The 26,617-nt window shown below is 73.0% G+C and carries 23 protein-coding genes; 16 read left to right on the forward strand and 7 right to left on the reverse strand.

The window, feature by feature from the left end; all coding sequences use genetic code 11:
- Positions 1-129: 129 nt before the first annotated feature.
- Positions 130-2,148, reverse strand: coding sequence for an RICIN domain-containing protein (locus ACWFQ8_RS13770; RefSeq protein ID WP_453786409.1), 2,019 nt, complete (start codon positions 2,146-2,148; stop codon positions 130-132).
- Positions 2,149-2,724: 576 nt separating this feature from the next.
- Between ACWFQ8_RS13770 and bdeA the strand changes: the two genes are divergently transcribed.
- Entirely contained in the window at positions 2,725-3,645 is a 921-nt protein-coding gene (bdeA, locus tag ACWFQ8_RS13775) for a bis(hydroxyethyl) terephthalate hydrolase (RefSeq protein ID WP_453786410.1), read from the forward strand.
- 266 nt (positions 3,646-3,911) lie between these two features.
- Positions 3,912-6,653 (forward strand): LuxR C-terminal-related transcriptional regulator, encoded by a 2,742-nt coding sequence (locus ACWFQ8_RS13780; protein WP_453786411.1) that lies wholly within the window; start codon positions 3,912-3,914, stop codon positions 6,651-6,653.
- Positions 6,654-6,657: 4 nt separating this feature from the next.
- Here the strand turns inward: ACWFQ8_RS13780 and ACWFQ8_RS13785 are convergent, their stop codons facing one another.
- Together ACWFQ8_RS13785 and ACWFQ8_RS13790 are read right to left on the reverse strand one after the other, a co-directional pair.
- A complete protein-coding gene (locus tag ACWFQ8_RS13785; protein WP_453786412.1) occupies positions 6,658-7,245 on the reverse strand; it encodes a pyridoxamine 5'-phosphate oxidase family protein in 588 nt (195 codons plus the stop codon).
- A 103-nt stretch (positions 7,246-7,348) separates the two neighbouring features.
- The gene (locus ACWFQ8_RS13790; protein ID WP_453786413.1) at positions 7,349-7,780 is read right to left on the reverse strand and encodes a GNAT family N-acetyltransferase; all 432 of its coding nucleotides are present in this window, start codon (positions 7,778-7,780) and stop codon (positions 7,349-7,351) included.
- Between the two features lie 303 nt (positions 7,781-8,083).
- Between ACWFQ8_RS13790 and ACWFQ8_RS13795 the strand changes: the two genes are divergently transcribed.
- From ACWFQ8_RS13795 to ACWFQ8_RS13810, 4 genes are all read left to right on the forward strand, one after another.
- Positions 8,084-9,358, forward strand: coding sequence for an MFS transporter (locus ACWFQ8_RS13795; RefSeq protein WP_453786414.1), 1,275 nt, complete (start codon positions 8,084-8,086; stop codon positions 9,356-9,358).
- Positions 9,355-11,292, forward strand: a complete 1,938-nt coding sequence (locus tag ACWFQ8_RS13800) for a prolyl oligopeptidase family serine peptidase (RefSeq protein WP_453786415.1) — start codon at positions 9,355-9,357, stop codon at positions 11,290-11,292. Before ACWFQ8_RS13795 ends, ACWFQ8_RS13800 begins: the two co-directional genes overlap by 4 nt.
- Positions 11,293-11,553: 261 nt before the next feature.
- Entirely contained in the window at positions 11,554-13,455 is a 1,902-nt protein-coding gene (locus tag ACWFQ8_RS13805) for a RiPP maturation radical SAM C-methyltransferase (RefSeq protein ID WP_453786416.1), read from the forward strand.
- A 37-nt stretch (positions 13,456-13,492) separates the two neighbouring features.
- Positions 13,493-14,152: a DUF5825 family protein gene (locus ACWFQ8_RS13810; RefSeq protein WP_453786417.1), complete on the forward strand. Its 660-nt coding sequence runs from the start codon at positions 13,493-13,495 to the stop codon at positions 14,150-14,152.
- Between the two features lie 28 nt (positions 14,153-14,180).
- Here the strand turns inward: ACWFQ8_RS13810 and ACWFQ8_RS13815 are convergent, their stop codons facing one another.
- Complete coding sequence (locus tag ACWFQ8_RS13815; RefSeq protein ID WP_453786418.1) at positions 14,181-14,411, reverse strand: DUF6480 family protein; 231 nt, start codon at positions 14,409-14,411, stop codon at positions 14,181-14,183.
- Positions 14,412-14,602: 191 nt separating this feature from the next.
- On the opposite strand from ACWFQ8_RS13815, the gene ACWFQ8_RS13820 reads away from it, so the two are divergent.
- Positions 14,603-15,970 carry a pyridoxal phosphate-dependent decarboxylase family protein gene (locus ACWFQ8_RS13820; protein ID WP_453786419.1) on the forward strand — a complete coding sequence of 456 codons (1,368 nt, stop codon included), beginning with the start codon at positions 14,603-14,605 and terminating at the stop codon, positions 15,968-15,970.
- Between the two features lie 385 nt (positions 15,971-16,355).
- Positions 16,356-17,474, forward strand: a complete 1,119-nt coding sequence (locus ACWFQ8_RS13825) for a polyprenyl synthetase family protein (protein WP_453786420.1) — start codon at positions 16,356-16,358, stop codon at positions 17,472-17,474.
- A gap of 79 nt (positions 17,475-17,553) precedes the next feature.
- On the opposite strand, the gene ACWFQ8_RS13830 is transcribed toward ACWFQ8_RS13825, so the two are convergent.
- On the reverse strand, positions 17,554-18,726 hold the full coding sequence (locus ACWFQ8_RS13830) for a hypothetical protein (protein ID WP_453786421.1): 1,173 nt from the start codon (positions 18,724-18,726) through the stop codon (positions 17,554-17,556).
- Between the two features lie 147 nt (positions 18,727-18,873).
- On the opposite strand from ACWFQ8_RS13830, the gene ACWFQ8_RS13835 reads away from it, so the two are divergent.
- The 7 genes from ACWFQ8_RS13835 to ACWFQ8_RS13865 all read left to right on the forward strand — a co-directional run bounded on the left by ACWFQ8_RS13835 (position 18,874) and on the right by ACWFQ8_RS13865 (position 23,766).
- The gene (locus ACWFQ8_RS13835) at positions 18,874-19,068 is read left to right on the forward strand and encodes a hypothetical protein (RefSeq protein ID WP_453786422.1); all 195 of its coding nucleotides are present in this window, start codon (positions 18,874-18,876) and stop codon (positions 19,066-19,068) included.
- Positions 19,069-19,599: 531 nt separating this feature from the next.
- Positions 19,600-20,124 (forward strand): stress protein, encoded by a 525-nt coding sequence (locus tag ACWFQ8_RS13840; RefSeq protein ID WP_453786423.1) that lies wholly within the window; start codon positions 19,600-19,602, stop codon positions 20,122-20,124.
- Between the two features lie 122 nt (positions 20,125-20,246).
- Positions 20,247-20,762 carry a hypothetical protein gene (locus tag ACWFQ8_RS13845; protein WP_453786424.1) on the forward strand — a complete coding sequence of 172 codons (516 nt, stop codon included), beginning with the start codon at positions 20,247-20,249 and terminating at the stop codon, positions 20,760-20,762.
- A 220-nt stretch (positions 20,763-20,982) separates the two neighbouring features.
- Positions 20,983-21,744, forward strand: a complete 762-nt coding sequence (locus ACWFQ8_RS13850) for a dioxygenase family protein (RefSeq protein ID WP_453786425.1) — start codon at positions 20,983-20,985, stop codon at positions 21,742-21,744.
- A 220-nt stretch (positions 21,745-21,964) separates the two neighbouring features.
- A complete protein-coding gene (sigK, locus tag ACWFQ8_RS13855) occupies positions 21,965-22,549 on the forward strand; it encodes an ECF RNA polymerase sigma factor SigK (RefSeq protein ID WP_453786426.1) in 585 nt (194 codons plus the stop codon).
- A complete protein-coding gene (locus tag ACWFQ8_RS13860) occupies positions 22,546-23,352 on the forward strand; it encodes an anti-sigma factor (RefSeq protein WP_453786427.1) in 807 nt (268 codons plus the stop codon). Before sigK ends, ACWFQ8_RS13860 begins: the two co-directional genes overlap by 4 nt.
- Before the next feature lie 210 nt (positions 23,353-23,562).
- A complete protein-coding gene (locus ACWFQ8_RS13865) occupies positions 23,563-23,766 on the forward strand; it encodes a cold-shock protein (protein ID WP_384538932.1) in 204 nt (67 codons plus the stop codon).
- Between the two features lie 148 nt (positions 23,767-23,914).
- Here ACWFQ8_RS13865 and ACWFQ8_RS13870 read toward each other — a convergent pair whose 3' ends face one another.
- Complete coding sequence (locus tag ACWFQ8_RS13870) at positions 23,915-24,901, reverse strand: NAD-dependent epimerase/dehydratase family protein (protein WP_453786428.1); 987 nt, start codon at positions 24,899-24,901, stop codon at positions 23,915-23,917.
- Between the two features lie 192 nt (positions 24,902-25,093).
- Here ACWFQ8_RS13870 and ACWFQ8_RS13875 point away from each other — a divergent pair, with 192 nt between their 5' ends.
- Positions 25,094-25,996 (forward strand): aminoglycoside phosphotransferase family protein, encoded by a 903-nt coding sequence (locus ACWFQ8_RS13875; RefSeq protein ID WP_453786429.1) that lies wholly within the window; start codon positions 25,094-25,096, stop codon positions 25,994-25,996.
- A 200-nt stretch (positions 25,997-26,196) separates the two neighbouring features.
- On the opposite strand, the gene ACWFQ8_RS13880 is transcribed toward ACWFQ8_RS13875, so the two are convergent.
- Positions 26,197-26,610, reverse strand: coding sequence for a hypothetical protein (locus ACWFQ8_RS13880; protein WP_453786430.1), 414 nt, complete (start codon positions 26,608-26,610; stop codon positions 26,197-26,199).
- Positions 26,611-26,617: the final 7 nt, after the last annotated feature.

Genomic DNA, 26,617 nt, shown 5'->3' on the forward strand with positions numbered 1-26,617 from the left:
CCCCTACCGCGCTCACCCTGCCCCGGGGCGGCCCCCCCCCCCCCCGGGGTGGGGTGCCCGCGTCCCGTTACGCCGTCACGGCGTGGGGGAGCGGCGGGAAGTCGGCCGTCCGACAGGCCGGCCGGCCGGTCAGCCGGCCTTCTGGACGTTCCACAGCTGCGCCGCGCGGCCGTCCGCGCGCTGGAGGTCCAGCAGCCAGGTCCCGTAGTAGGGGCGGCTGCTCACGGTGAGGGCGAAGCCGCCCCCGGGGTCCGTGACGGTCACCGCGCCGCCGCGCGAGGTCAGCCGCCAGGCCTGGGCCCCGTCGGAGCCGCAGGGCTGCTGCGTGACCCACATGCCCGCGGCCGGAGTGCCGCCCGGCTGGAGGCACTTGCCGGACACCGCGGACCGGATGCGGACCTGCCCGCTGCCGGCGTCGTCGAAGAACCACTGCTGCTGCGCGTACCCGTTGGCGCGGCCGCCGACGAGCACCGTGCCGTCGGCGGTGCGGCCGCCCCAGACCTCGGCGGCCATGCCCGTGCTGCCGTTGCCGAGCAGGTAGCGCGTGCCGGGGGTCGTCGCGCCGCCGCCGGTGCCGGCCGTACGGAAGGACGTGGCCTTGCCGGGGCCGCTGTCCTTACCGGTGCCGTAGCGGACGGAGACGGTGACCTTGTACGAGGTGTCGGGCCGGAGGTTGTAGACGCGCAGCGCCGTGGACTGGACCCACGTCAGGTGCTTGCCGTCGAGCACGACCTGGTACCAGGCCGCGCCCTCGACCTTCGGCCAGCTCAGTACCGCCGAGTCGGAGCGGATCTGATTGGCGGTCACCGCCGGTCCCCCGGTGGGCTGCTTGGTCGGGCCGGGGGTGGGCTTGGTGGTCGGCTTGGTGGTCGGGGTCGGCGAGGGGTTGGGACCGGGGTCCGTGCCTCCGCCGCCCTTCGCGCGCATCAGGAACTGGTTGTCCGCGATGTTCCAGTGCGTGGCCAGGTAGCTGCCGGCCTTGGGACTGGTGTGGAAGTAGTCGTCGTGGTTGCAGTCCAGGATGTTCTCGGCGGCCTGGTTGGTGCAGATGTTGCGCATCTTGGGGTAGTACGGGGAGTCCGAGTAGCACATGACGTCGTACTCGTCCGTGCAGTGTGCGCCGCGACTGGTGTTCGGCGCGCTGTTGTTGACCGCGCCGAGGTTGTGGCCCAGTTCGTGCGCGGCGGTGTGGCCGCCCCAGCAGCCGGAGTCGGTGCGCCCGTACGACGGACCGAAGTTGCTCAGGTTGGCCTGACCGGGGCGCTCGTCGCCGTTGAAGGTGCCGATGCCGCAGTAGACCTGCGAGTCGGCGAAGATCATGTACTTGCGGTCGCGTCGGTCGAGGCCCTTGGCGGCGAGTGCGCGGTTGGTCGCGCTGAACTCGCCCAGTGCCGAATCGGGGAGCTCGATGTTGAGCACGGTCGGGGTGCAGTCGGCGGCCGTCACGTAGCGGATGTGCCGTACGCCGCCGGTCTCCTGGGCGCTGGCCGAGTAGATGAGGTCGGCGTCGGCCGCCCACTTGCGGAACGACGCGACGTACTCGGAGTACCGGTCGCGGCCGGGTGCGTGGACGTAGACGACCTGGACGCGGTTGCCCGTGCTGCCGTCGCCTTCGCACTGGACGGTCTGGCCCGCGGGGCCGGCGGCGACCGCCTGGCCCTGGGCCGCGGCGGCCGGGGCCGGCTCGGGGGCCGTGGCCGCGGCACTGCCCGCGTCGGCGGCGGGCGCGTCCTGAGGACGCCCGCCGCCTTCCGTGCTGGCCGGGTCGTCGGTCGCGGGCCGGGCCGGATCGGCGGCGGGCGCCGTCGTCTTGACGGCCGGCGGGATGTCCTTCTTGATGTCGACGCCCTTGGGCGGGGCGTCGGGGCCGTGCGTGCAGTGCCCGACGTCGGTACGGAACACGCCGACGCAGGGGTCGCCCTTCGGGGCGGCCTGGAGGCCGTTGTAGACCATGCCGCGCGCGTCCTCGTTGGCGGGCGCGGCCGCGACGGGTTCGGGTTCCTGGTCCCGCGCGGGCGCGGCCGCCGGAGCGGCGGCCTCCGCCGCCTGGACGGGCGCCACTGCCTGGGCGTCGTCGCCGAGTCCGGAGTAGGCGATACCGGTGGCGATCACCGCCGCCGTCGCCATGGCGGCGGTGACGAGTATCAACCGCCGGGGTTTGCGGCGGTGTTCACGCCGTCTGCGACGTCCTGTCATGGGCACCTCAAATCGAAGTCGGATAGGTGGGTGCGCGGAAGCCTGCCAGACGAATGCGCCGGAGAATTCGGACAAAGGGGAGCGGGGTGCGGGATATCGTTCCGTTACCTGTGTGCTCGATTTGACGAACCGTCAAAATGCAACAGCAACACGGTAGTTACGCGCGTTGCGCATCAATGGTCCAGGCCTTTTCGGATCGGTTGTTATCAAATCGAGATAAGGGTTGAGGCTTATTGACGGGGATTCAGTCAGGGATTCATCTAATTACTACCTGCCGAATTCCCTCCGTCACGACCCGTGAGGAACCGCGCGCTCCGCTGCGCCCCCCGCGCCGTTCGATCGGCCCGGACCCCGCTTCCCGCCCCCGGAGAACCGGTGAACTTGCCGATGTGTGCGCTCCGGGTCCGCCCCCACCGTGTCCCTACCGCCGGCTCACCCGGCGGTAGCCACCCGGTGCGCCCGACAGCCGAGGACGCGGTCCTCGATCCCCTCTCCGGTGTGGCTCCCCCCACGACCGAGAGGACCCCCGTGCGACACCTCCCCCTCTTCCCGCGCCGCCGGCCCACCGCGACGGACCGAACGCGCACGGTCCGGTCAGGTCTGGCCTCGGCCCTCCTGGCCGCCGCGCTGTGCACCGCGCTGGTGCCGAGCGCCCACGCCGCCGACAACCCTTACGAACGCGGTCCCGCCCCCACCGTCGCGAGCATCGAGGCCGCCCGCGGCTCCTACTCCGTCGGCCAGACCACCGTCTCCTCGCTGAGCGTCTCGGGCTTCGGCGGCGGCACCATCTACTACCCGACCTCCACCGCCGACGGCACCTTCGGCGCCATCGCCGTCTCGCCCGGTTTCACCGCCGGTCAGTCCAGCATCGCCTGGCTCGGTCCCCGCCTCGCCTCGCAGGGATTCGTCGTCTTCACGATCGACACCAACTCCCGTTACGACCAGCCCGCGAGCCGGGGAGAGCAGCTCCTCGCGGCCCTCGACTACCTGACCGGGAGCAGCGCCGTCCGCGGCCGGATCGACAGCGCGCGGCTCGGCGTCATGGGCCACTCGATGGGCGGAGGCGGCGCCCTGGAAGCCGCCAAGTCCCGGCCGTCGCTCCAGGCGGCGATCCCGCTGACCGGATGGAACACCGACAAGACGTGGTCCGAGGTACGGACGCCCACGCTGGTGGTGGGCGCCGACGGGGACACCATCGCCCCCGTCTCCTCGCACTCGGAGCCCTTCTACACCTCGCTGCCCAGCACCCTCGACAAGGCGTACCTGGAGCTCAACAGCGCCACGCACACCACACCGAACACCTCGAACACGACCATCGCCAAGTACAGCCTCTCCTGGCTGAAGCGGTTCATCGACAACGACACCCGCTACGAGCAGTTCCTCTGCCCGCTGCCGCGCCCGAGCCTGACCATCGAGGAGTACCGCGGCACCTGCCCGCACACCTCCTGACACCCGCCGGCCGGTTGCCGGTGGCATCGGGGCGGACGTGCCCGACGCCACCGGCAACTGCCGTATACGGGACGGCGGATGGTCCCGGTCGGTGTTTCGCCGGTCGGTGTTCCCGGCCTGTGTTCCGGGCCGGTGTTCCGGGCCTGTGTTCCCGCACAGCGGAGGGCGCATCGCGTTGGTAGCCGGTCCAGTCCGTCCGCCGCCGCTGCGCTACGGGCGGACGCGAGACTTCCGGCCCCCGTTACGCGGAAGTAACGTACAAGGCCGTGACCTCATCGACGACCGTGCGCAAGCCGCTCCCGCTGTACGGCCGGAGCAGGGAACTGGCCGCTCTGGACACCATGGTGAGCCACCTGAGGCACGGGCGCGGCAGCACGCTCGTCCTCGGCGCCCCGCCCGGCCTCGGCCGGACCGCCCTCTTGCGGCACGCCATGGACGGCTACCGCGACGGCCCCGTCCTGTACGCCTGCGCCGCGCCCGCCGAACGGCCGCTGCCCTACAGCGGTCTGCACGCCCTGCTCTGCTCGGCCCCCGGACCGCTTCCCCCGGAGGCCGCCGACATCCTGCGCCCCGGCCCCGCACCCACCGCGCTCCTCGACCTGCTCCGCACCCTCGCGGCGCGCCGCCCGCTGCTGGTCTGCGTCGACGACGTCCACCTCTGGGACCGCAGCTCACGGGCGGCGCTCGGCTTCGCGGCCCGTCGGCTCGAACCCGGCCGCGGGGTCGCCGTCCTCCTCACCGAAGGCCCGCACCCGGGGAACGACGACCACGTGGGCGGCCTGGACCGGCTCCATCTCGACCCGCTCGACGACCACGCCGCCACCGCACTCATCGACCGGCTGACGGAGGGCCGAACCGCTCCCGCCGTCCGGGAGGAGCTGCGCCGCGAGGCCGCCGGGAATCCGCTGATCCTCAGCACGGCCGCCGGCCGGCTCACCCCGGACCAGTCGGCGGGGCGCGCCCCCCTTCCCCGCCCGCTGCCGGGGACCGAGCGCGTACTGGCGGCGTACAGCGCCCTGCTCGACGCGCTGCCCGGGGACACCCGCCTGCTCCTGCTGCTCACCGCCGCCGCGCAGGAGCACGAACCCCACGGCGCGGGCGCCGATGCGGAGCTGCTGACCCGCGCCGGGCAGGCGGCAGGACTCGACCCCGGCCGGCTGGCAGCCGCCGAGCGGGCGGGCGCGGTGCACGACGACGGCGTACGGATCCGATTCACCCATCCGCTGCTGCGCACCGCGCTCCTGCGCCGCGTCCCCGTCGCCCGCCGCCGCGCCGCACACCTCCTGCTCGCCACGCTGCTCGACGGCCCCCACCACCCGGCCCTGCCGCGTCTCGTCCAGCAGGCCTGCGCCGCGGAGGGCCCCGATCCGGCGCTGGCGCGAGCGCTGGTACGGGCCGCCGTCGCCCCCAGGCCGTACGCGGAGCGGTCCGTGGCACTGGCGCGCTCCGCGCTGCTCTCTCCTGACGAGGCCCTGCGCAGCGCCCGGCTGGCCGCCGCGGCGGAGCAGTCCTTGCTCGCCGGGGACCCGGGGCGGGCCCGCGACCTGCTGGCCCAGGTGCGCGTCGTACCGGCGCCCGGCCAGGCCCACTACGTACGCGGGCTCCTCGCCCTGCGCGACGGGCCGGTGGCCGACGCCCGCGAGGCCTTGCTCACCGCATCGGCGCTGCTCGCACCGTACGACGCCGAGCGGGCCGTGCAGGCGCTGCTCGGCGCGACGGAGGCCTCGTGGGCCATGGGGGACGTGCCCGCCTGCCTCGACGCGTTGGGCCGGATACCGGCGCCGCAGCCCGACCCGGCGCTGGAGCGGTACCGGGCGGGCCTGTGCGCGGTGTTCGGCCAGGGGTTGCGGCGGGAGGGCCGGGACCTGCTGCGGGGGCGACCCGGCTCCGAGGCCGCGGCCGATCCGGCCGCGCTGCTGCGTACGGCGGGGGCCGCGCTGGTCCTCGGCGAGATCGACGCGGCGTGCCGGGCCGGAGCCAGGGCGCTGGCCGCCGTCCGCGTCCACGGAGGGGAGTCGCTGCTGCCGCAAGCACTGGAGCAGCTCGCGTACGCCGAACTGCGGGCGGGCCGGCACGCGCGCGCCCGCGCCCACGCCGAGGAGGGGCTGTCGACTGCCCACCGGCTCGGCCAGCGCAACAAGGCGGCCCACCTGCATGCCGTGTTGGCCCTCGCCGCCTCCGTCGAGGGCGGTGCCGCCGCCTGCGCCGAGCATGCCGGGGCCGCGGCGTCTGTCGCCGGTCCGCACGGCCTCGCCCAGGCCGCCACCCTCGCCACCTGGGCGCTCGCCCGCGCGGACCTGGCCGAGGGAAGGTCCGCCGAAGCCGCCGCACGGCTCCTGCCGCTGGTCGGCCCCGGGCCCCTGCGCGGCCATTTCGCGGCCCGGATGCTGCTGGTGCCCTGCTTCGTGGAGGCCGCGGTGCTCGCGGACCGCGGGGCCGGGTGCGCGGCGGCCGCAGTCGCGGTCGAGGAGTTCGCGCAGTGGACCGCCACGACCGCCGACCCGCAGGCTCCCGCCCAGTTGGCCCGGTGCCGGGCGTTGCTGGCCCCCGCCCAGGAGGCGGCCGCCCGGTACCAGGAAGCGCTCGCCCATCACGCCGCTGCGGGCGGCGACTTCGAGGGAGCCCGCACCCGGTTGCTGTACGGGCAGTGGCTGCGCAGGCGGCGCAGGACCCGGGAGGCGCGCGGGCCCCTGCGCGACGCCCTGGTCGCCTTCGAACGCTGCGGCGCCCGCGTCTGGGCGGAGCGGGCCTCGGGAGAACTGCGGGCCGCCGGTGAGGCGGTGGCGGTGGACGGCGACACCGGGCCGCTGGTCCTGCTGACCCCGCAGCAGCAGCGCATCGCCCGGTGCGTGGCGCAGGGTGCGACGAACCGGGAGGTGGCCAGCAGGCTCTCGCTCAGCCCGCGTACCGTCGACCACCACCTGCGGAACGTCTTCGCCATCCTGGGCGTCCGTTCGCGGATCGACCTGGCGCGCTTGATGGACCGTGCGTCCCCGGGCCCCCCGTGACGGCTCAGAAGTCTCCGGGAGGCAGCGGAAGAGGCAGCCCGGGCAGACCGTCGATGCTCTGTGCGATGTGGTCCTTCTTGGCGAAGTAGGCGCTCAGCGAGGCGTCGTCCTCACGCGAGAAGCGCTTGCCGTGGAGGTCGCGATCTTCGTCGTACGACATGAAGGGCACCCCGTATCCGCAGGAGTCACGGACGAGTTCGGCCGTCACCACGATGATCGCGCGCAGCCCGTGCAGAGCCGGGTCGATGTCCGGGAAGTGCGCGAGCAGTTCCTTGAAGCGCGGGTCGTCGCGGAAGACCGGCTCACCGCGGCCGTGCACCCGGACGATGTTGGGCGGCCCCTGGAAGGCGCACCACATCACCGTGATCCGGCCGTTCTCCCGCAGGTGCGCGACGGTCTCGGCAGTGCTGCCGGCGAAGTCGAGGTAGGCGATCCGCTGCTCGTCGAGCACCGCGAAGGAGCCCCTGAGGCCCTTGGGGGAGAGGTTGACCGTGCCGTCGCCGTCCAGCGGGGCGGTCGCGGTGAAGAACATCGGCTGCTGCTCTATGAAGGTGCGCAGGCGGCCGTCGATGCGTGCGTAAGTCTTTCCCATGCCTAAGAATTATGTAACGAAACTCTTCGCCTGTCTAACGAACCGTCCGAGCGGCACGGCAACGGACCGGCGTACTCCTGCGCGACCCCCGGCGACGGGAGCGTCACTGCTCGCCGAGGGCCATCCACTTCTGCGGGTGGGTGAGCGGGGTGAAGCCGACCTGGGCGTACACCTCGTGGGCATCGGCCGTGGCCAGCAGGATCCGCCTCAGCCCGTACGGTTCGAGGTGCTCCCGCACCGCCCGTGCCAGCGCCGTACCCAGGCCCTTGCCCCGGGCGTCCGGGGCGATGTACACGTCGCAGAGCCAGCCGAAGGTGGACATGTCGGTGACCACGCGGGCGTAGCCGAGCTGGGCGCCCGAAGCGCTGTCGTACACGCCGAAGTTCAGCGAGTGTGCGAGGGCGGCGTCCTGCTTCTCACGGCTGCGGCCGAGGGCCCAGTACGAGTCCTCGGAGAGCCAGCGGTGGATCAGGGCGGCGTCGAGCCGGGCCGGGTCGGTGGAGATCTCGCAGCCGGCGGGGAGGTCGTTGTCCATGCCGTGATCCAAGCAATCGGGACAACCGCGTGGCCAGTGAATTTCAGCGGAACAGCGCCGGCGGCCGGCCCGGGGCGCGCCTCAGGACCGAAGCCGGCGAGCCGGCGCCGCCCTGGTGGGGACCCGTTGACCTGCGCCCCGGAAATGGCCGTTCCTTGATCCATCATTCCATTCGAACAAGGGTGTTGTGACGCGTGTCTCCGTTCGATACGATCGCTACCCTCAGCGGCCGTAAGTCCGTTTATCAAAGGGGGGCATTGTGGGTGCGTCCGCGTCAGCAATCCCCTTTGAGCGGGACATTTGATGGGCGAGGCCGAAGAGAAGTTAAGACCTTCCGGCCCTGAATTACCCAAGAATTCCTCCTTATCCTCCTTATCCTCGTCCCCGTTCCGCAGACGGGATTTCTCGCTCTTCTGGGCGGCGGGCGCCGTCGACGGTCTCGGCACCTGCGCGTCCTCCCTCTTTCTTCCATTGATCCTGCTCGGCGCCGGATATCCGGCCGGGCTCGCCGGACTCGTCGCGTCGGTGGCACTGGTCAGCGGGCTGGTGGTCTCGCCCGTCGCGGGCGTCTTCGCCGACCGGTGGCCGCGCAAGCCGATGATGTACGCGGCGGCCCTGGTCGCGGCGGCCGCCATGGGATCGGTGTTCGTGACCGTGGCCCTCGGCCACGTCGTCCTCGTCCACGTCCTCGTCGCGGCCGTCGTCGAGCAGGCGGCCAGCGCCACCTACGGGGCGGCGGCCTCCGGGACGATCCGGCGGCTGGTGCCGCCCGAGGAGTACGCCCGGGCGATCGGGTACCTGCAGGCGCGGGACCAGGCGGTGCAGATCGTCGGACCGACGCTGGGCGGCGTGCTGTACCAGCTGGCGCGGTGGGTGCCGCTGCTCGCGGACGCGGTGTCGTTCCTGCTCGTGGCGGTGCTGAGCAAGGCCATCCGCGCGGACCTGACGCCCGCACGGGAGGGCCCGGCCGCATCGTTCACCCACGACCTCGCCGAAGGGCTGCGCTTCGTGCGCGCGGAACCCTTCCTGCGGTTCGTCGTGGTGTGGACCGCCGGGATCAACGCCCTGCTCGGCGCGCTGTACTTCCACGCCGTGTTCGCCTCCCACGCCCAGGGCGCCGGCCCCGCATCGATCGGGCTCATCCTCACCCTGGCGGGCGTCGGCGGGCTGCTGGGCGCACTCGCCGCGCCCTGGCTGGTGCGGCGGGTTCCGGCCGCGCGCATCGTGACGGGCGCGTCGTGGGCCATGGTGGCGACGGCGGCCGGGCTCGCGTTCGCGTCCACGACCTGGGCCTACGGACTGCTGCTGAGCGGGGTGTCGCTGATCGTGCCGTCCGTGGTGGTCGTACTGCAGACCCGGGCGGTGCTGGTCACCCCCGACCGGCTGCTGGCCCGCATGGGGACGGTGCTGGGCACCGCCGGGCAGGGCGTCGCGGTGCTCGCACCCGTGGCGGCGGGGGTGCTGGTGGCGGCGTACGGCGGCCGTACCGTGGCGTTGGGCTGCGCGGGCGCGTTCGCCGGGCTGGCACTGTACGCGACCGGCAGGGCGGGGCTCGTGACCCGGGAGGACGCCCCGTGACCCCGGCGCCGCCGAAGGCGGCCACGCGCACCTACGGCGTCTACCGGCCGGTGCTCCCGGTGGTCAGCCCACGGCACCCCGACCGGATGGTGTACACCGGGGACGCCGACGGCCGGTGCGAGATCTTCACGTGGGACCGCTCCAGCGGCGCGGAACGGCAGTTGACGAACCGTCCGCACGGCACCCTGCTGTGCGCCATCGACGACGACGAGGTCGTGTGGTGGTTCGACGAGGACCGCGGCGGCAGCGGTGGCTGGCGCACCCAGGACTTCCACGGCGGCCCGGACCGTCACGCGCTGCTCGGGGTGCCGTACGGGCGGCCCGCCGGGCTGGCGCTGACGGCCGGGGGCACGGTGGCCGTCGGCATCCGGACCGCCGAGGGACTCACCGTCCACATGGGGCGGCGCGGCGGCACCGGCACGGCCGTCCTGCACACGACGGAACCGGGCACGCTGTGCGACCTGGCGCCGGACGGCGGGCTGCTCGCGGTGTCCGGACCGGCCCGCTCCGACCGCGCCGTGACACTGCTGACCCCGGACGGGACCACCCTCGCGGTGCTCTCCGGCGCAAGGGAACGCACCTGGGCGCTCGGCTTCGCGCCCGCGTCCGAGCCGTTGCCGGGTCCGAGTCCTTTGCCCGGCCGGAGTCCGGTGCCCGACCCGGGTCCGCCGTCCGGTCGCAGTCCGTTACCCGATCCGGGTCCGTCATCCGGTCCGAAGCCGTTCTCCGGACCCGATCCCGGACCCGGCCGCCCCCTGCTGCTGGTCATGCGCGAGCGGGCCGGCCGTTACCACCTCGGCACCTGGGCTCCCGGGCGCGGCCTGGAGCTGCTGCCCTGGTGCTCGTTCGACACCGAGACGACGGCCCGCTGGTACCCCGGCCCGGGCGGCGGGCGGGTCCTGCTCCGGCAGGACCGGCACGGCCGCAGCCGGCTGTTCACCGCCGACCTGGACCGCCAGGAGCTGACCCCGGTGCCCACGCCGGAGGGCAGCATCCTGGACGCGTCACCGGCCGCCGACGGTGACGTGCACTTCATCTGGACCGACGCGGTGAACGTGCCGCGCGCGCTGTCCCTGTCGGGTGCGCCGCTGCCCGGCCAGAGCCAGTGGCGCCTTCCCCGGTTCGGCCACCGCCAGGACCTGTGGACGCCCGGCCCCGACGGCCCGGTCCACACCTTCGTCACCACACCCGCCGACCGTCCCGCGCCGCACCCGCTGGTCTTCCTCGTCCACGGCGGGCCGGCCGACCACGACCGCGACGCCTACGACCCCATGGTGCAGGCCCTCGTCGGCTCGGGGTACGCCGTGGCCCGCGTCAACTACCGGGGCTCCACCGGTTACGGGCCGCGCTGGCGCTCCGCCTTCTCCGAGGGCGTCGGCCACACCCAGGTCGCCGACCTGGTGCGGGCCCGGGCCGAGCTGCTGGACCGGGGCATCGGCCGCGAGGGCGCCGTGGGCCTGTGCGGCACGTCGTGGGGCGGCTACCTGACGCTCCTGGCCATGGGAACCCGTCCGGACCTGTGGAACGTCGGGGTGGCCGTCAAACCGCTCGCCGACTGCGTCACGGCCTTCCGGCACTCCACGCCCGCCCTCCAGGCGTTGGACACCGAGCTGTTCGGCGGCACTCCGGACCAGGTGCCCGACGCCTACGCCCACGCCTCCCCGTCCTCGTACGCCGCCGCCATCCGCTCCCCGCTGCTGGTCGTCGCCGCGCGGCGGGACGCCAAGTGCCCGCCGGAACAGATCGAGGCGTACCTGGCCGTGCTGCGCGCGGGCGGTGTGGCCCACGAGCTGATGTGGCTGGACTCCGGCCATGACGGCTACGACGGTGCCGATCACCTGGCCGTGATCCGGCGCTCCCTCAGATTTCTCGGCCGCGGGCTGCCTTCGGCGTCCGCACCGGCCGAGCCGCCCCCGCACCCGGAGAGGAGGTGAACAGCATGCAGAAGGACATCATCCACGGCGACCCGCTTGAGGGCGACGAGGAGAGCCGCAAGCCGGGCGTCGGCGTCGTCGTCTACCTCCGCTCCGCGGAAGAGATGGACGACGAGGACAAGTAGCACCAAGGGGCCGGCCCCGCACTCCGTGCGCGACCGGCCCCGACCGCCCCGACCGCCCCGGCCCGGACCGGCCCCCGGCCGGACGCCTGACAGATGACTGACCCCGTGCACTGATCACAATGAGAAGAGGCCAGCCGTGCGCGTACTCCTGGTGAACATGCCCTGGGCCCCGATCGATCTCCCGTCGCTGGCTCTCGGAATTCTCAAGCGCAGTGTCGACGAGCGCGTCCCGAACGGAACAGCGGACGTTCTCCACGCCAATATCGACTATGTGGACTGGATCACCAAGAATACGGAATTCACCCTGGAGGACTACTCCTACTACGCGCTCGGATCATATTTCCTGGGCTGCGGCGACTGGGTGTTCTCCTCCGCTCTTTACGACGACCCCCAATGGCGGGTCGCCGAGTTCACCGAAGCGATGAGCAGCCGGGTACGCGGGGCTCGCATGGAGATGACGAAAGCGCTCCACGTGACCGCGCCCGACTTCGTCCAGTACATCGCCGAGCGCATTGTCGAACTCGCTCCGGACGTGGTCGGTTTCACCTCGACGTTCCAGCAGAACACGGCCGCCCTGGCGGCCGCCAAGTACGTCAAGCGCCTCGCCCCGCACATCGTGACGGCGATGGGCGGCGCCAACTGCGACGGCAAGCAGGGCGAGACCGTCCACCGCAACTTCCCCTTCGTCGACTACGTCCTGCGCGGCGAGGGCGAGGTGTCGTTCCCCGCGCTGCTCACGGCGCTGGACGCCGGCGAGCCGCTGGCAGAGGTACCCGGGCTGTGCTGGCGCGACGCGGACCAAGGCTCCGTGGTCAACGCCATGAGCACCGCACCGCTGCCGCCCGCCTCGATCCTGCCGCCGGACTACACCGGGTACTTCGAGCGGCTCGCCTCCTCCCACGCGCGGCACTGGGTCGAACCCAAGCTGGTGGTCGAGGGCGCACGGGGCTGCTGGTGGGGCGAGAAGCACCACTGCACCTTCTGCGGGCTGAACGGTTCGTTCATGCAGTTCCGCAGCAAGAGCCCGGACGTGTTCTACGACGAGATCATCGAGCTGGCGCGCAAGCATCGGGTCCTGGACATGTACGTCGTCGACAACATCCTGGACATGGGCTACGTGAACACGGTGCTGCCGCGCATCATCGACAGCGGGTTCGACCTGCGCATGCACATCGAGATCAAGTCCAACATGCGGCGCGGGCAGCTCCAGACCCTCGCGGACGCGGGCCTGATCTTCGTCCAACCGGGCATCGAGAGCCTCAACAGCCGGGTGCTGACACTGATGGACAAGGGCGTGACCGGCGGCCAGAACGTCCGGATGCTCCGCGACGCCGCCACCGTCGGCCTCTCGGTGGCCTGGAACTACCTGCACGGTTTCCCCGGCGAGGACGTCGAGGACTACGACGACGTGGTGGCCCAACTGGCCGCGCTGGAGCACCTCAACCCACCCGTGGGCCCGTCCTCCCGGATCGCGATCGAGCGGTTCAGCCCGTACTTCAACGACCCCGGGCTCGGATTCTCCGAACTGCGCCCCGCCGAACCGTACCGGCTCACCTACGACCTCCCGGAGGCCGAGATGTTCGACCTGGCGTACGTCTTCGACGTGCCGCCCCGCGGGATCGGTGAGGACGTGGTCGACCGCCTCAACGAAGGCATCTCGCACTGGAGGCGGAACTACGCCGGCAGCCGTCTCACCCATTGCGACATGGAAGACCGGATCGTCCTGGTCAGCAAGCGCCGGGCCTTCGACTGGACGCACCTGGAACTGACCGACCCGTTCGAGCTTGCCCTGTTCCGGCTGCTCGACCAGCCGCACACCGTGAAGGCGGCCGCCCGCAAGCTGCACGAGAACCACCACGTGGGCGAGGACGCCCTGCGGCAGGTACTGGCGCGGTGGCGGGCGCTCGGGGTGGTCTTCGAGGACAGCGGGCAGTTCGTGCAGATCGCGCCGCCCGCACTCAACGAAGAGTTCCTGCGGATCGACTTCATGCGGCACACGTCCGCCCGCGACAGCGCACTCGCCGCGACGACAGCCTGACGACCCCGCCGGACGACCGCCAGACAGAGAGACGACGATGACTCCAGCCCTCACCGGCACCGCACCCTTCACCGTGACCGCCTCGCGGGACTACGAACCCGAGGTGGGCACGCTGCCCAGCATGTCCCTGGGCCGCTACGAGATCGACCTCGCCGGCGGCGAGGCGGCCCGGCGGCTCTTCGCCGCCGGGGCCCGCCACGTCGTACTGCCTCGCCCGGTCGATGTGACGGACCCCGCCGACGCGGCCTGGACGGTCCGGGCGCTCAGTTTCGTGGGCGACCTGTCCAGCCTGGCCATCTCGGTCGACTGGCAGCTGCACACCGGACCGGACCCCGACGCCTGGCGCCACTACGGCCATCTCCACCCGCCGACCGCCGTCCTCGGCACCGCCGACCCGGCCGCCACGGCACTCGCGTGGCGCAACGCGTACTACATCTGCAAATGCGTCTTCCGCTACGGCCCCGGGTTCATCCAGGTGCGCGACCGGCGCTACGGCGAGCTGCGCCGCTTCACCATTGACGAACCGGAGTACCACGAGGCCATCGACGCCCTCACCGACGGCGCCCCCGCCGACGCGATCCCGCGGCCGGTCCTGGACGACCTCATGGCCGAGACCCTCGTCCTCCGTTTCGGCGACCACCTGTGGTTGGCCCCCTACCGGGTCCGCCGCTGGTCGGAGGCACCGCTGGTGATCTGACGTGGTGTGGGACCGGGGTCGGACGGGGTCAGATGTCCAGGACGATCGCATAGGCGAGGAAGAAGAGGGCGCAGGCCACCGCCAGCACCCAGATCACCACCAGGGGTCCCTTGGACCAGCCACGGGTGAGGGGGCGGTACGGTCCGGTCCCGGAGCCCGTGCTGGACTCGCCGGCCGGTGTCTCGCCCGGGGGCACGCCGCGCTCCTCGGACGGTCGGGGCGCACCCCGAGATTCTGGGTTCGGGCTGGGTACGGACATCTCTGGCCTCCTCGCCCGGAGCCGGGTCCGCCGCGCGGGCCTGTCGGATCGGCCGTCGGGATGTCCGGCCCCTACCCAGCCCCCGACGGCCCACTCCTCGCCGGAGGACGCCGGGCGGCCGCGACGCCCGGGGCGGCGACCGTGCGGGCCGCCGCTTGCGGGGCGGCGGCGGTCGTCCCATAGTCCGAGGTATGGACGCGCGCGAGGAGGCGCTGCGACAGGCGTACGGCCACGCCGTCCGCTGGCTGGCGAGCCTGTCCGACCGCCCGGTACCCGCCCGCGCCTCGGTCGAGGAGATCGTGCGCGCGCTCGGCGCCGAACTGCCCGACGCTCCCGGTGCCCCCGCCGATGTCGTGGACCTGCTGGCCACGGCCTGTGAGCCGGGGCTCACCGCGTTCCCCAGCGGCCGCTTCTACGGGTTCGTCGTCGGCGGCACCGAACCGGCCGCACTCGCCGCTGACTGGCTCGTCAGTGCCTGGGACCAGAACTGCGTGATGCGCGCCGCCTCACCCGCGTACGCCGCGGCGGAAGAGGTCGCCGGCGCGTGGCTGCTCGATCTGCTGGGCCTGCCGGGCGGCAGCGCAGTCGGCTTCACCACGGGCGCCACCATGGCGAACTTCACGGGCCTCGCCGCCGGACGCGACGCGGTGCTGCGGCGCACCGGCTGGAACGTCGCTCGCGACGGCCTCACGGGCGGCCCGGCCGTTCGCGTCCTCGCCGGAGAGGACCGGCACATGGCCGTCGACCTGGCGCTGCGCTACCTGGGACTCGGCGCACCCGAGGCGGTACGGGCGGACGGTCAGGGACGCATCGAGCCCCGAGCCCTACGGGAAGCCCTCGGAGTCGGCCGCCATGGGCCCACGCTCGTGATCCTGCAGGCCGGCGACATCCATTCCGGTGCTTTCGACCCGTTCCCCGAGGCCATCCGCGCCGCGAGGGAGGCGGACGCATGGGTGCACGTCGACGGTGCTTTCGGACTGTGGGCGGCGGCCTCCCCGGCGTACGCGCACCTGTGCGACGGCTGCGCGGAGGCCGACTCCTGGGCGACGGATGCCCACAAGACCCTGAACGTGCCCTACGACTGCGGCCTCGTCGTCGTCCGGGACCCGTCGGCGCTCCGGGCGGCGATGGGCCTGCGCGGCGACTACCTCATCCAGGACGAACGCGGCGACCCCGTCGACAAGGTCCCGGAGCTCTCCCGGCGCGGCAGGGCCTTCCCGGTGTGGGCGGCGCTCAGGTGCCTCGGCCGCTCCGGCGTGGCCGACCTCGTCGACCGGCTGTGCCGGCACGCTCGCGCGTTCGCCGTGGGCATCGACGGGATCGACGGCGCGACCGTCCTCAACGACGTGGTGTTCACGCAGGTCTGCGCCCGGTTCGGGGACGACGGTCGCACGGACCGGGTCCTCGCCCGGCTGCTCGACGACGGAACGACGTGGATCAGCGGTTCCACCTGGCACGGGCGGCGCGTGATGCGCATCTCGGTGAGCAACTGGTCGACCACGGACGATGACGTGACGCGTGCGCTCGACGCGGTCCGCCGCGCGTGCGTCGGCGCCTGACCGGTGTTCTGACCAGCGACTTCTGCCGTGCGCGGCGGGGCATCGGACGGCAGGTACCGGGGTAGGCGCGGACTGCGGGGTGCGGTCCTGGCCCTCATGGCCGCGACGGGGGCCGCATCCCGCGCGGCGCGCCGCGTTCCCGGCCCCGCCGCGTCCCGGGCCGCGGGCCGACTCCGGCTTGCGACTCCCACCCCACCGCCCCACCGCCCCCGACGCCGCCGCCCCCGCACCCTCCGTACGTCCCGAACGCGCGTCCGGCACGCACACCGCCCCGCCGGGGCCCCGCCGGCCGCACGTAGGATCACCTCGCCCGTGATCGTCGCGCCCGGTCACCCCGTGCCGCGAGCGGACCACTCCGCGCGGCCACCCGACAGGAGACCCGCCCGTGCCCGCCACCACCGACCGTGCCGAACGGATCCGGGAACGCCTCGCCGCCCACGAGCACCGCTTCGCCCGGCTCTTCGAGCAGTACTTCGACACCCTCCGCCGGACGATCGACGCCCCGGAGCGGAGCCGCTTCACCCCCGAGTGCGTCGATCTGCTGCGGGACCTCTCGCTGCGCGGAGGCAAGCGCCTGCGCGTGGCCCTGCTCCACGAGGCCGCCGGCCTGGTCACCGACGGGCATCCGGTGGGGCTGGACGAGGCCGCGCTGAGCATCGAACTCCTGCAGACCCACGGGCTGGTCCACGACGACATCATCGACGACAGCCCCACCCGTCGCTCGGGACCGTCCACCTACTACGCCTACCGCGCCCGGTTCCCGGACCACCCCCGGGCGGCCCTCGGGCTCGCCGTCCTCGCCGGGGACCTCGCCGCCTTCCTCTCGCTGCGGGTGCTCCTCGACTCGCCGGCTCCGCTCGCGCTGCGCCATGCCATGCTGGAGATCCAGACCGAGGCGGCGACCAGCACTTTCGCCGGCCAGATCATCGACCTGGAGAGGGACTTCACCGCCGTCCCGGACGAGGAGACCTTGGACCGGGTCGCCGACTACAAGTCCGCCCGCTACTCCGTGCTCGCCCCTCTCCGGCTGGGACTGCTCGCGGCGGGGGAGCGGCCGGAGCGCTTCGACGCCGAACTGCGCGGCTACGCCCGCCTGGTCGGGATCTGCGGGCAGATGCGCGACGACTACCTCGACCTGTTCGGCGACGCGGAGACCATGGGCAAGCCCACCGGAACGGATCTGCGCGAGGGCAGGCGCAGTTACGCCGTCGCCGCGATCCTCGCCGCCGCCACCGACGCGGAGCGAGCCGTGGTGGAGGCCGCGCTCGGCACCGGCCACGACGATCGGGACCGTACCGGGGCCGGGGCCGTCAGCGCCGACACGGTGGAGGCGGTGCGGGAGATCGGCCGCCGCCACGGCGTCGACGACGCCCTGCGGTCCCGGATGCGGCGGCACGCCGAACTGGCCTCCGCCGAGGCGGCCCGGTGGCGCCCCCGCTGGCGGGCGGAAGCGGTCGACTTCTTCGAACTCCTGCCGCTGTGGAGCCTGGAGGGGACCGGCTGAGCCGCGCCGCGACGTCCGGTGACATCTCCGGCGTCGGCGGTCGGCGTGCAGGGCCCGCGTCCGGGGTCCGCCTCCGCATTCAGGGGCTGGTCGACGCGCGGTGAGGGCCCCCGGGCGCGGCGGGCGGCGCCGTGCCCCGGGCCCGGAGGGCGAGCAGGTATCCCGCCTGGAAGCGGCTGTCGGCGCCGAGCTCGTCCATCAGCTCGGCGATGTGCCGTCGGCAGGTCCGCAGGGACATGCCCAGCCTGCGGGCGATCAGCTCGTCCTTGGCGCCGCTCGCCAGCCGGCCGGCGATCGTGTCCCGCAATTGGATCGAGGTCGTCGCGGTGTACGAGGCCGAGAAGGGTTCCGCCAGGCTCCACGCGTTGGTGAAGACCGAGCAGAGGAAGGCGACGGCCGACGGCTCCCGCAGGACGACGGCCGCGTCGGGGTTGTCCCAGACGGGCAGGAACGCCGTCGCCCGGTCGAAGACCAGCATCTTGCCGAAGAGTTCGCCCAGCGTGCGGACCTCGGCGCCGGCGGCGCTCACGGCCTGGACGTACTCCTGGGTGCCCGGGCTGTAGCGGGCCGTGTGCTGGTAGAGGGTCTGCAACCGCACCCCCCGCCGCAGCATCTCCAGGTCGCGCGGGAGCGCGCGGTCCAGGTACCCGGGCGGGCGTCCTCCGCCGGGTTGCACGGTGAGGACCTCCTCGGTGCAGCGGGCCGCGGCGTCGGAGATGAGCAGCATGACGCGGTCGCGTGACTCGACGACCTCGACGGCGCCGGAGTCGGCGCCGCGGCGGTACGTTTCCTCGTACAGCGGGATCAGTGAACTCAGCCTGGCCCGGGTGCGTTCGAGGATCTCCAGGCGGCGGCGCAGGAGGTTCTCCTCCGGTCCGACGAGCTCGGCCGCGGCCGTGTAGGGGCTGACCGCCCGCCAGCGCGCGCGGGCGCCACCCGGGTCATGGGTGGCCAGGCGGTGGCGCACCAGCTCGGCGGCGGCCCGCTCGACGCCCTCCGCGGCGAGGCCAAGTGCGGCGGCCAGGGCGGAAGTCGGGGCCGGACCGTGCTCCAGCAGGCGGGTGTACAGCCGGACGGCCGTCGCGTCGAGGTCCGGAGCCTCCACCGGGTCGGGGTGCACCGGGTCGGGGTCCACCAGGGCGGCGTGCACCGGATCGGAGTCCGCCGCATCGGGGTACGCCGCCTCGGGGTCCGGCGGCGCCCAGGCGCTCCGAAACCCTGCCGGCGCGCCTTTTTCTATTGCTTTGTCCAAAATCGCCACCCCTCCCTTTCGTGCCACGCACCTTGCTGAGGACCGTCTCCTCTGGACCGGGAGTTCCGCTCGGGAGATTCTTGAGTCGTCGGAAAGAAAAGAGCCCGCAGGGTTCTTGCCCAGAATTCACTTTCTCAGGAGTACAGCATGAAGCTCACTCGGTTCCTTTGTGCGGCGGCGCTGGCTGCGGGTATTGCGGGCAGCCTCGTGGCAGGAGCGGCATCCGACGGCAACTCCGGCCCGACGTCGACTTCCGCGCAGAGCCCGGCCGTCTGCGACACCCCCCGGCCGGGGGACACCGAGTGGAACAACCCCGCGACCCACTGCCCTCCGACCCTCTAGAGCCCATCGGGCTCCACCGGGTTCCCCACCACGCGAAAGTGTCCGGAAAAATCCGATGACGAACCCCCCGCTCGGTCGCAGGGAAGCTCGTCTTCCCTGGTGGTCGGCCCTGTCGCTGATCTGTGCCGGCTGCTGCGCCGTGGTGCTGTGTCGACGGATCACCGGCGCTCCCCCTTCCCGTGCGGCCCGTCGCGTCGGCGGCGGCGCCCGCTCCTTCCGGGACGACGCGGCCGCCCACCTCACCACTTCGTGGTGAAGGAAAGCCTCTCGCGACCGCAGTATCCCGAAAGGCTCTTTCAGTAAATCAGCAGTCCGGTGCGAAAGCGGGTACGGCTGAATGGGTTTCGGCCTCAAATAGGCCCGATCTTTTCCCTCGGCCGGACTTCGGACTCGCCGTGGCGGGGTGTGCGGAGTGGCCCGGCCCGCCCGAATCCAGCACCCCGGCCGCGGTAATCCCGCACCTGACAATCACGCACTCGGCGATCCTCGCCGCATTCGGATGCCCGAAAAATCACTAAAAGGAGCAAAGGTATGCGTATCAACCGCAAGCGAATGGCCATCATGATCGTCAGCTCGATCGCCGCCGCCGGAGTCCTCGTGCCCTCCGCCGCCTCCTACGCGGCAGAGGCCCCCGCGCAGTCCCGGCCGGCCGCCGTTCAGGGCGTCGCCCCGGGTGAGGTGGGCGCCCTCGCCGGACGCGTCGACGTGGCCTCCGCGGTCCTCGACATCACGCAGAAGATCTTCAACATCGTCAACGAAGCCATCGAACGCGGCCAGAACCGCTCGGGCTACGTGAAGTCCCTGATGGAGGGCGCCTTCTACGAGTCCGGGCAGCGCTACAACGTCATGGTCATCAACGACGCCAACCGCTACACCCCCAACCTGCACGGCGTGGTCTACGACGCCAAGGTCAGCGGCATCCACGGCAAGTACCGGGTGCTCGTCTTCGAGTCGGGCCAGTTCACCAACCACGGTGACGGCGGCTGGATCAACTGGGCGTTCCGCGGCTGGTTCGACCGCGACGGCGGTTACGTGAACTTCCGCCGCTCCTGGTGACCCGGAGCCCCGGCTCCCGGCCCCCGCGGTCGCTCCCGCAGGCGCCCCTGCGCTCGCACCCGTACCCGCACGCCCACGCACCCTCGTCCCAGCCTCGTCCCTCAAGAACAGGATCACCCCTCATGCGCCGCAACACCGCACTTGCCACGATCGCCCTCACCGCGCTCGCGATGACCGGGGCCGCATCCCTCCCGGCCCAGGCGGCCGAGCGCCCCGCCGCCGCGGTCGCCACCTCGGACATCCAGACCCCGGCCCCGGCCGCCGCCGCGGCGGGGAAGAGCGTCACCGTCAACGTCTCCATGGACCAGACGGGTCGGGGAGCCGCCATCGCGGACGCCCTGCGCGGGATCAAGACCGACGACCGGGGAGCCTTCGTACGGGATGCCGTCGACAAGGCCTTCAACGCCGCCGGCGGCCGTCACAACGTCATGCTGTTCAACCTGAGCCAGAACTACGACGACCAGTTCCAGGGCACCCGGGTCTACGCCAACGTCCAGTGGGGCAACATCCACTACGGCCTGTGGATCTTCGAGTCGGGCCAGTTCACCAACAACGGCGACGGCGGCTGGATCAACTGGGGCTTCGTCGGCTGGTTCGAGCGCAACGGCGGCCACGTGAAGTTCAACCGCTCCTGGTAAGCACCCGACGCGGCGCTCCGGCGTCGACGTGCCCCACCGGCGGCCCCCTCCGATCCGTACCCCGGACCTCGGAGGGGGCCGCCGGGCCCGTGCGCCCGACCGGTCCGTCGGGCCCGCACCGCCGCGTGTCGGTGCTGGTCGCGGCCCCCGCCGTCCGGCACGGTGAGCGCGGTCGGTGGCCGCCGGGCACGGAGGCCCAGGAGCGCGCGAGAGGTTCGGCATGACCGAGTACGGCATCCCCCGGAGCGGTACCAGCCGCCGCGCCCTCCTGCTCGCGGCCGGATCGGCGGGGGTCACCGCCCTGACCGCGGCGTGCTCCGGCCCGTCCGGGACCCGGGGAGCGGCGGGACAGCCCTCGGCGCCCGTGTCCCCGGCCTCGTCCCCGGCGCCGAGCCCGGCAGTGCCGTCGGCGGCGGTCTCCCGTACCCCGGCCTGCGTCCTCATCCCGGAGGCCGGCGCGGGTCCGTACTACCTCGACCTCGACCGGGTCCGGTCGGACATCACCGAGGGCCGCGGCGGCGTGCCGCTCCGGCTGGACCTGACCGTGGTCCGGGCGTCCGACGGCTGCCGCCCCCTCGCGGGCGCCGCCGTCGACGTGTGGCACGCCGACGCCTCGGGCGCCTACTCCACCGGCGCGGCCACCTTCCTGCGCGGCACGCAGGTCACCGACGCCTCCGGCCGGTGCGTGTTCCGGACGATCGTGCCCGGTTGGTACGCGGGGTTGGCCCCGCACATCCACTTCACGGTGCGTCCCGACCGCCGCGCCGAGACGACCTCGCAGTTCTTCTTCCCCGAGGAGCTCCTGCTGAAGGTGTACGCGCTCCCGCCCTACGACCGCCGCCCCGTACCGGCACACCCCAACGACCGCGACGACCGCTACCGCGCCTCCGGCGCCACCACGACCCTGGCCCCCGTACCCGACGGCGGTGGCGACGGTCGCGGCAGCGGGTACCGCGCCGCGTACACCGTCGGCATCGCCTGACCCCGGGCCGCCCCGAATCTTTGACGACCGCGGCCAATCCGGAACGGGTCCCCGCTCCGAAGCAATGAGCAGACCGCACGTGAGAGAGCATGCGGTCGGGCCCCGGCAGCAGCAGGGGCCGGTCCCTCCGCGAAGGACTGTTCATGCGATGGATGCACGAGGGCGGACACCCCGACTCCCCGGGGCGGCACGACGCCCCGCCGTACGGCGAGGGGCGCCCGTGACGCAGCCCCTGCCGCTCGGCGGCCCCGACACGGCCCGGCTCCGGCTGGAAGACGTCATGGAACGGGTGGCGCGCGGCGACAAGGACGCCTTCACCACGCTCTACGACGCCGTCGCGCACACGGTCTTCGGGATCGTGGTCAGGGTCGTGCGCGACCGTGCGCAGTCGGAGGAGGTGGCCCAGGAGGTGATGATCGACCTCTGGCGCCAAGCGGCCCGCTACCGTCCGGGACAGGGCTCGGTCATGACCTGGGTGGCCACCCTCGCGCACCGCCGCGCCGTCGACCGCGTCCGTTCCGCACAGGCCGCGAGCAACCGCGAGCACGACCAGGCCGTCCGGGACCAGCAACGGCCCTTCGACGAAGTGGTCGAGCAGGTGGAGACGCGGCTGGAGAGCGAGCAGGTACGACGCTGCCTGCGCGGGCTGACCGAGTTGCAGCGCCAGGCGGTCACCCTGGCCTACTACCAGGGCCTGACCTACCGGGAGGTCGCGGAGACACTGCGGGCCCCGCTCCCCACGATCAAGACCCGTATGCGCGACGGGCTGATCCGGCTGCGGGACTGCATGGGGGTGACCGCATGAACGGCACGAGCGGCACGAGCGGCACGAGCGGCAGGAACCACGTGGGTCGTGTGAAGCACGACGACGACCTGCACACCCTCACCGGCGCCTACGCACTCGACGCGCTCACCCGGGAGGAACGCGACGCCTTCGCCGCCCACCTGGGACGGTGCGCTCCGTGCGCCGAGGAGGTGGCCGAGTTCGCCGCGACCGCGACCCGCCTGGCGGCCGCCGTGAGCCTGGCCCCGCCCGCGCGGATGAGGGAGTCGGTGCTGCACCGCGTCGACTCCGTACGCCAGTTCGCGCCGCCCACCCGGCCCGGTAGACCGGCGGCGGCCGCCTTCGGGTCCGTACTGCGCCGCAGCACCGGCCCCTTCGTCGTCGCGGCCTGCATCGCCGCCGCGGCTGCCTTCGGCGGCCTCGCCGCCCGGCAGTACCAGCAGGCCGACGCGGCCCGCACCCGGGCCCAGGAGGCGAGCCGGCAGGTCCAGGACCTCGCCGCCGTGATGGCCGCCCCCGACGCCCGGGTTGCGCACGGCCGCACCAGCACCGGGGCCGGGGCCGCCGTGGTGACCTCCCCGCGCCTGAACAAGGCCGTGTTCACTGCCGCCGGGCTCCCGCCCGCGCCCGCCGGAAAGACGTACCAGCTGTGGTTCGACGACCGCGGCACGATGCTCCCCGCCGGCCTCCTGGCGCGGGACGGCGCGGTCCTGATGGAGGGCGACCCGGGCCGGGCCCGCGCCGTGGGCCTGACCCTCGAACCCGGGGGCGGCTCTCCGCAACCCACCACCACACCGCTGCTGCTCCTCGACCTGCCGGCCTGAACCGGGGACGCGAGTCGCGGCGGCTCCGAAGGGCGCGTCCGGCGGGCGGTCCCGCCCGGCCGGCCACCCGGAACGACCATCCGACAAGATCCCGGCGGTTGGGGGTGTAGGGACGCGTCGGGCGGGGGAGAAGTGTGAACGGCACCTCCGACAGGGGTGCCGGGGCGGTCCGAGCCCGGGCCGCTTGCTGGATTGAGCAGAAGGACGAGCATGGCCAGCGGCATAGTGAAGTGGTTCAACTCCGAAAAGGGCTTCGGCTTCATCGCCCAGGACGGAGGCGGACCGGACGTCTTCGCCCACTACTCCAACATCTCCGGCAACGGATACCGCGAACTGACGGAGGGCGAAGCGGTGACCTTCGACGTCACGCAGGGCCAGAAGGGCCCGCAGGCGGAGAACATCGTCCGAGGCTGAGCGCGCCTCTGCTCTCTCTGTGTTCTTCCGACGGCGCCCGTACCCGGATGGGTCGGGCGCCGTCGGCATGCCCGGTCACGCGCGCGGCGGGACCGCCCCGGCTGGCGGAGACCCGGCCTCCGGCTCCGGGTGGCGCCGGTGAACGCGGTCAGCCCAGGGCGTCGAGCAGTTCGCGCTCCCGCTCCGCGCTGAGGCCGGCGCGGCGCGGCCGGGCCAGCCCCTGCTCGCGTTCCCAGCGCAGGGTGTCGGCCAGCAGCTCGGCCCGGGGCCGGTGGCGCAGTCCCGCCGCACGCGCCGCGGACCCGGTCCGGGCGGACCATCCCTCCCAGCCCGGTTCCGCAAGCCACATCGGCAGGGACTCCGGCCCCATGTACCCGGCCACCCCGTGGGCGAGCAGCCACTGCGAGTCGGCTGCGACGACCGGACCGGAGTGCTCGCCGACGGCACGGGACAGCTCGATCCACTCCCCGAGCGGAACGACCGGACCCACGGCGTCGTAGGTGCCGGTGCTCCCCTTCTCGGCGGAGTCCAGAAGCCAGGCGCCGAGATCCCGTACGTCCACCACCTGCGTCGGCATCGCCGCGGCGGCCGGCACCAGCATCGGCTCGCGGGGCGCCCGCGCGGCGCGTGCCACCCAGTACCCGGAGCGCCCGCTGTGGTCGCCCGGGCCGCCGATGAGGCCCGCGCGCGCGACCAGGAGGCGGTCGCCGACGGCGGCACCCGACGCCTGCTCGCAGGCCGCCTTCGCCTCGCCGTACAGCGCGCGGTCGACCTCGTCCCGGTCGGTGGGGGGCCGCAGCGCGGCGGACTCGTCGGCGTCCGGGACGGCGTGGGACGCGTAGGCGCTGACGGAGGACACGTACGTCCAGTGCGCTGCCCGGTCGCCCAGGGCGTCGAGCGCCTCACGGACGAAGCGCGGCTGCCAGGACACCTCGACGACCGCGCCCCACGCGCGGTCCCGCAGCGACTCGTACGCCGAGGCGTCCCGCCGGTCGGCGACGACCAGGCGCGCCCCGTCCGCGACCCCGCCGCTCTCGCCCCGCGCGAGGCACGTCACCCGGTGCCCGCGCTCGATCCCTTGCCGGGACAACTCCCGGCCCAGCCATGCCGTTCCGCCCAGTACCAAGATGTCCATGCCCCCACCCCAACACGGCGGACGGCGGAAGCGAGCCCCGGTTCGCTGACGGCGGACCGGCCCCGGTCCGACCCCGGTCCGGCCCCGGTCCATCCCCGGACCGGGGATGGACCGGCTGTGGAACAGAGCCCCTCCCCGGCGACCCGGAAACCGCTTGACGTCCGGGGCCGCCCGGCGATCGGATAGCGGTCCATGAGCACCCGACCCATGCACCCCGACATCCATCCCGTCGACGAGGACCTCGTACGACGGCTGGTCGCAGGGCAGTTCCCGCAGTGGGCCAAGCCGGCGGTGGCGCGGTTCCCCTCCGGCGGTACGGTCAACGCCATGTTCCGGCTGGGCGACGGCATGGTCGTACGACTGCCGTTGCGCGCGGGCGGGACCGAGGACGTGGAGCGGGAACGGGAGTGGCTGCCCCGCCTCGCCGCCCGGCTGCCGACCGCCGTCCCCGAAGTGCTCGGAGCGGGCGCGCCCGCCGAGGGATATCCGTGGCCGTGGTCGGTGTACCGGTGGCTGACGGGAGAGAATCCGCAGGCAGGGGCGCTGCGCGCGCCGCTGCTCCTGGCCTCGGACCTGGCGGAGTTCGTGGCGCGGATGCGGAGCATCACCCTGCCGGGGGCGCCGCGCGCCTACCGGGGCGGACCCCTCGCCCTGCTCGACGCGTCGACGCGGGCGGCGATCGAGCAACTGCGCGACATCCCCCGGGAGGGCGTGGACTGCGACGCGGCGGCCGCCGTCTGGGAGGACGCGCTGCGGTCCCCCGCCGGTGACGGCCCCGACGTGTGGCTGCACGCCGATCTGATGCCGGGCAACCTGCTCGTGGACGCCGCCGGCCGGCTGGCCGCGGTGATCGACTTCGGCTGTACGGGGGTCGGTGATCCTGCCTGCGATCTGTTCCCGGCGTGGAACCTGCTGCCGGCCGAAGCGCGGCAGGTCTTCCGCGAGAAGCTCGGGGTGGACGACGCGACCTGGCGCCGCGGCCGGGCCCGCACGCTCTCGCAGGCGCTGACCGCGCTGCCGTACTACCGCGAGACAAACCCGGCGATGGCCGACAACGCCCGGCACGTGATCCGGACGGTCCTGGACGAGGGCTGATCCCGGCGGTGCTCGGAGCTTGCCGGCGACCGCGCGGCTCCGGTCGGCACTGACGGCGCCGCTGCCCGTTCGCCGGACGGTTGCCCACCCGTCCGGCGAACGGCGGTCCCCGCGGCTCATGGGGTGGGGGCGCCGGGTGGTCTTCGGGGTGCGCCACCGTGATCAAGGCGTCCGCGGAGACCGTGGTGAGGACCAGGTGCTCAGCAGTCCCACCAGTTCGTCCAGCCGCCCGAGCCGGTCCAGCGCTTGCACCAGTAGCCGTTGTAGGTGCCCCAGACCCTGAGGTCGATCCTGGACGACGTCAGGTAGGTGACCTCCACCGAGCTCTTCGCGACGCCGCCCAGGTCGTACCAGGCGCCCCAGTTCGGGCTTCCGGCGCCCCACTGCGTCGAGTCGTAGACGTGGTTGTCGGTCCCGACGACGAACCACTGGTAGTGCCCGTCGGGCCACTGGACGAGCGTCGGCGCGTACTCGCAGATGTAGTAGCCCTGGTGCCCCCCTGCGTTGATCCCGCACGTGGACGCGGACGCCGTGGCCGGTGCGGCGAAGAGCGTGCCCACCGCCAGGGCGGTGGTGAGGAGCCCTTGCAGGACCCGGCTGCGTAACTTCGACATGTTTCCC

This window comes from Streptomyces sp. NPDC055254 (assembly GCF_053606025.1).

Bases quoted from the DNA above. Each gene is read 5' to 3' on its own strand.
- ACWFQ8_RS13810 (WP_453786417.1), top strand. From the start codon at position 13,493: ATGACTCCAGCCCTCACCGGCACCGCACCCTTCACCGTGACCGCCTCG.
- ACWFQ8_RS13840 (WP_453786423.1), top strand. From the start codon at position 19,600: ATGCGTATCAACCGCAAGCGAATGGCCATCATGATCGTCAGCTCGATC.
- ACWFQ8_RS13835 (WP_453786422.1), top strand. From the start codon at position 18,874: ATGAAGCTCACTCGGTTCCTTTGTGCGGCGGCGCTGGCTGCGGGTATT.
- ACWFQ8_RS13815 (WP_453786418.1), bottom strand. From the start codon at position 14,411: ATGTCCGTACCCAGCCCGAACCCAGAATCTCGGGGTGCGCCCCGACCG.
- ACWFQ8_RS13820 (WP_453786419.1), top strand. From the start codon at position 14,603: ATGGACGCGCGCGAGGAGGCGCTGCGACAGGCGTACGGCCACGCCGTC.
- ACWFQ8_RS13870 (WP_453786428.1), bottom strand. From the start codon at position 24,901: ATGGACATCTTGGTACTGGGCGGAACGGCATGGCTGGGCCGGGAGTTG.
- ACWFQ8_RS13845 (WP_453786424.1), top strand. From the start codon at position 20,247: ATGCGCCGCAACACCGCACTTGCCACGATCGCCCTCACCGCGCTCGCG.
- ACWFQ8_RS13850 (WP_453786425.1), top strand. From the start codon at position 20,983: ATGACCGAGTACGGCATCCCCCGGAGCGGTACCAGCCGCCGCGCCCTC.
- ACWFQ8_RS13860 (WP_453786427.1), top strand. From the start codon at position 22,546: ATGAACGGCACGAGCGGCACGAGCGGCACGAGCGGCAGGAACCACGTG.
- ACWFQ8_RS13880 (WP_453786430.1), bottom strand. From the start codon at position 26,610: ATGTCGAAGTTACGCAGCCGGGTCCTGCAAGGGCTCCTCACCACCGCC.
- ACWFQ8_RS13790 (WP_453786413.1), bottom strand. From the start codon at position 7,780: ATGGACAACGACCTCCCCGCCGGCTGCGAGATCTCCACCGACCCGGCC.
- ACWFQ8_RS13865 (WP_384538932.1), top strand. From the start codon at position 23,563: ATGGCCAGCGGCATAGTGAAGTGGTTCAACTCCGAAAAGGGCTTCGGC.
- ACWFQ8_RS13795 (WP_453786414.1), top strand. From the start codon at position 8,084: ATGGGCGAGGCCGAAGAGAAGTTAAGACCTTCCGGCCCTGAATTACCC.
- ACWFQ8_RS13785 (WP_453786412.1), bottom strand. From the start codon at position 7,245: ATGGGAAAGACTTACGCACGCATCGACGGCCGCCTGCGCACCTTCATA.
- ACWFQ8_RS13875 (WP_453786429.1), top strand. From the start codon at position 25,094: ATGAGCACCCGACCCATGCACCCCGACATCCATCCCGTCGACGAGGAC.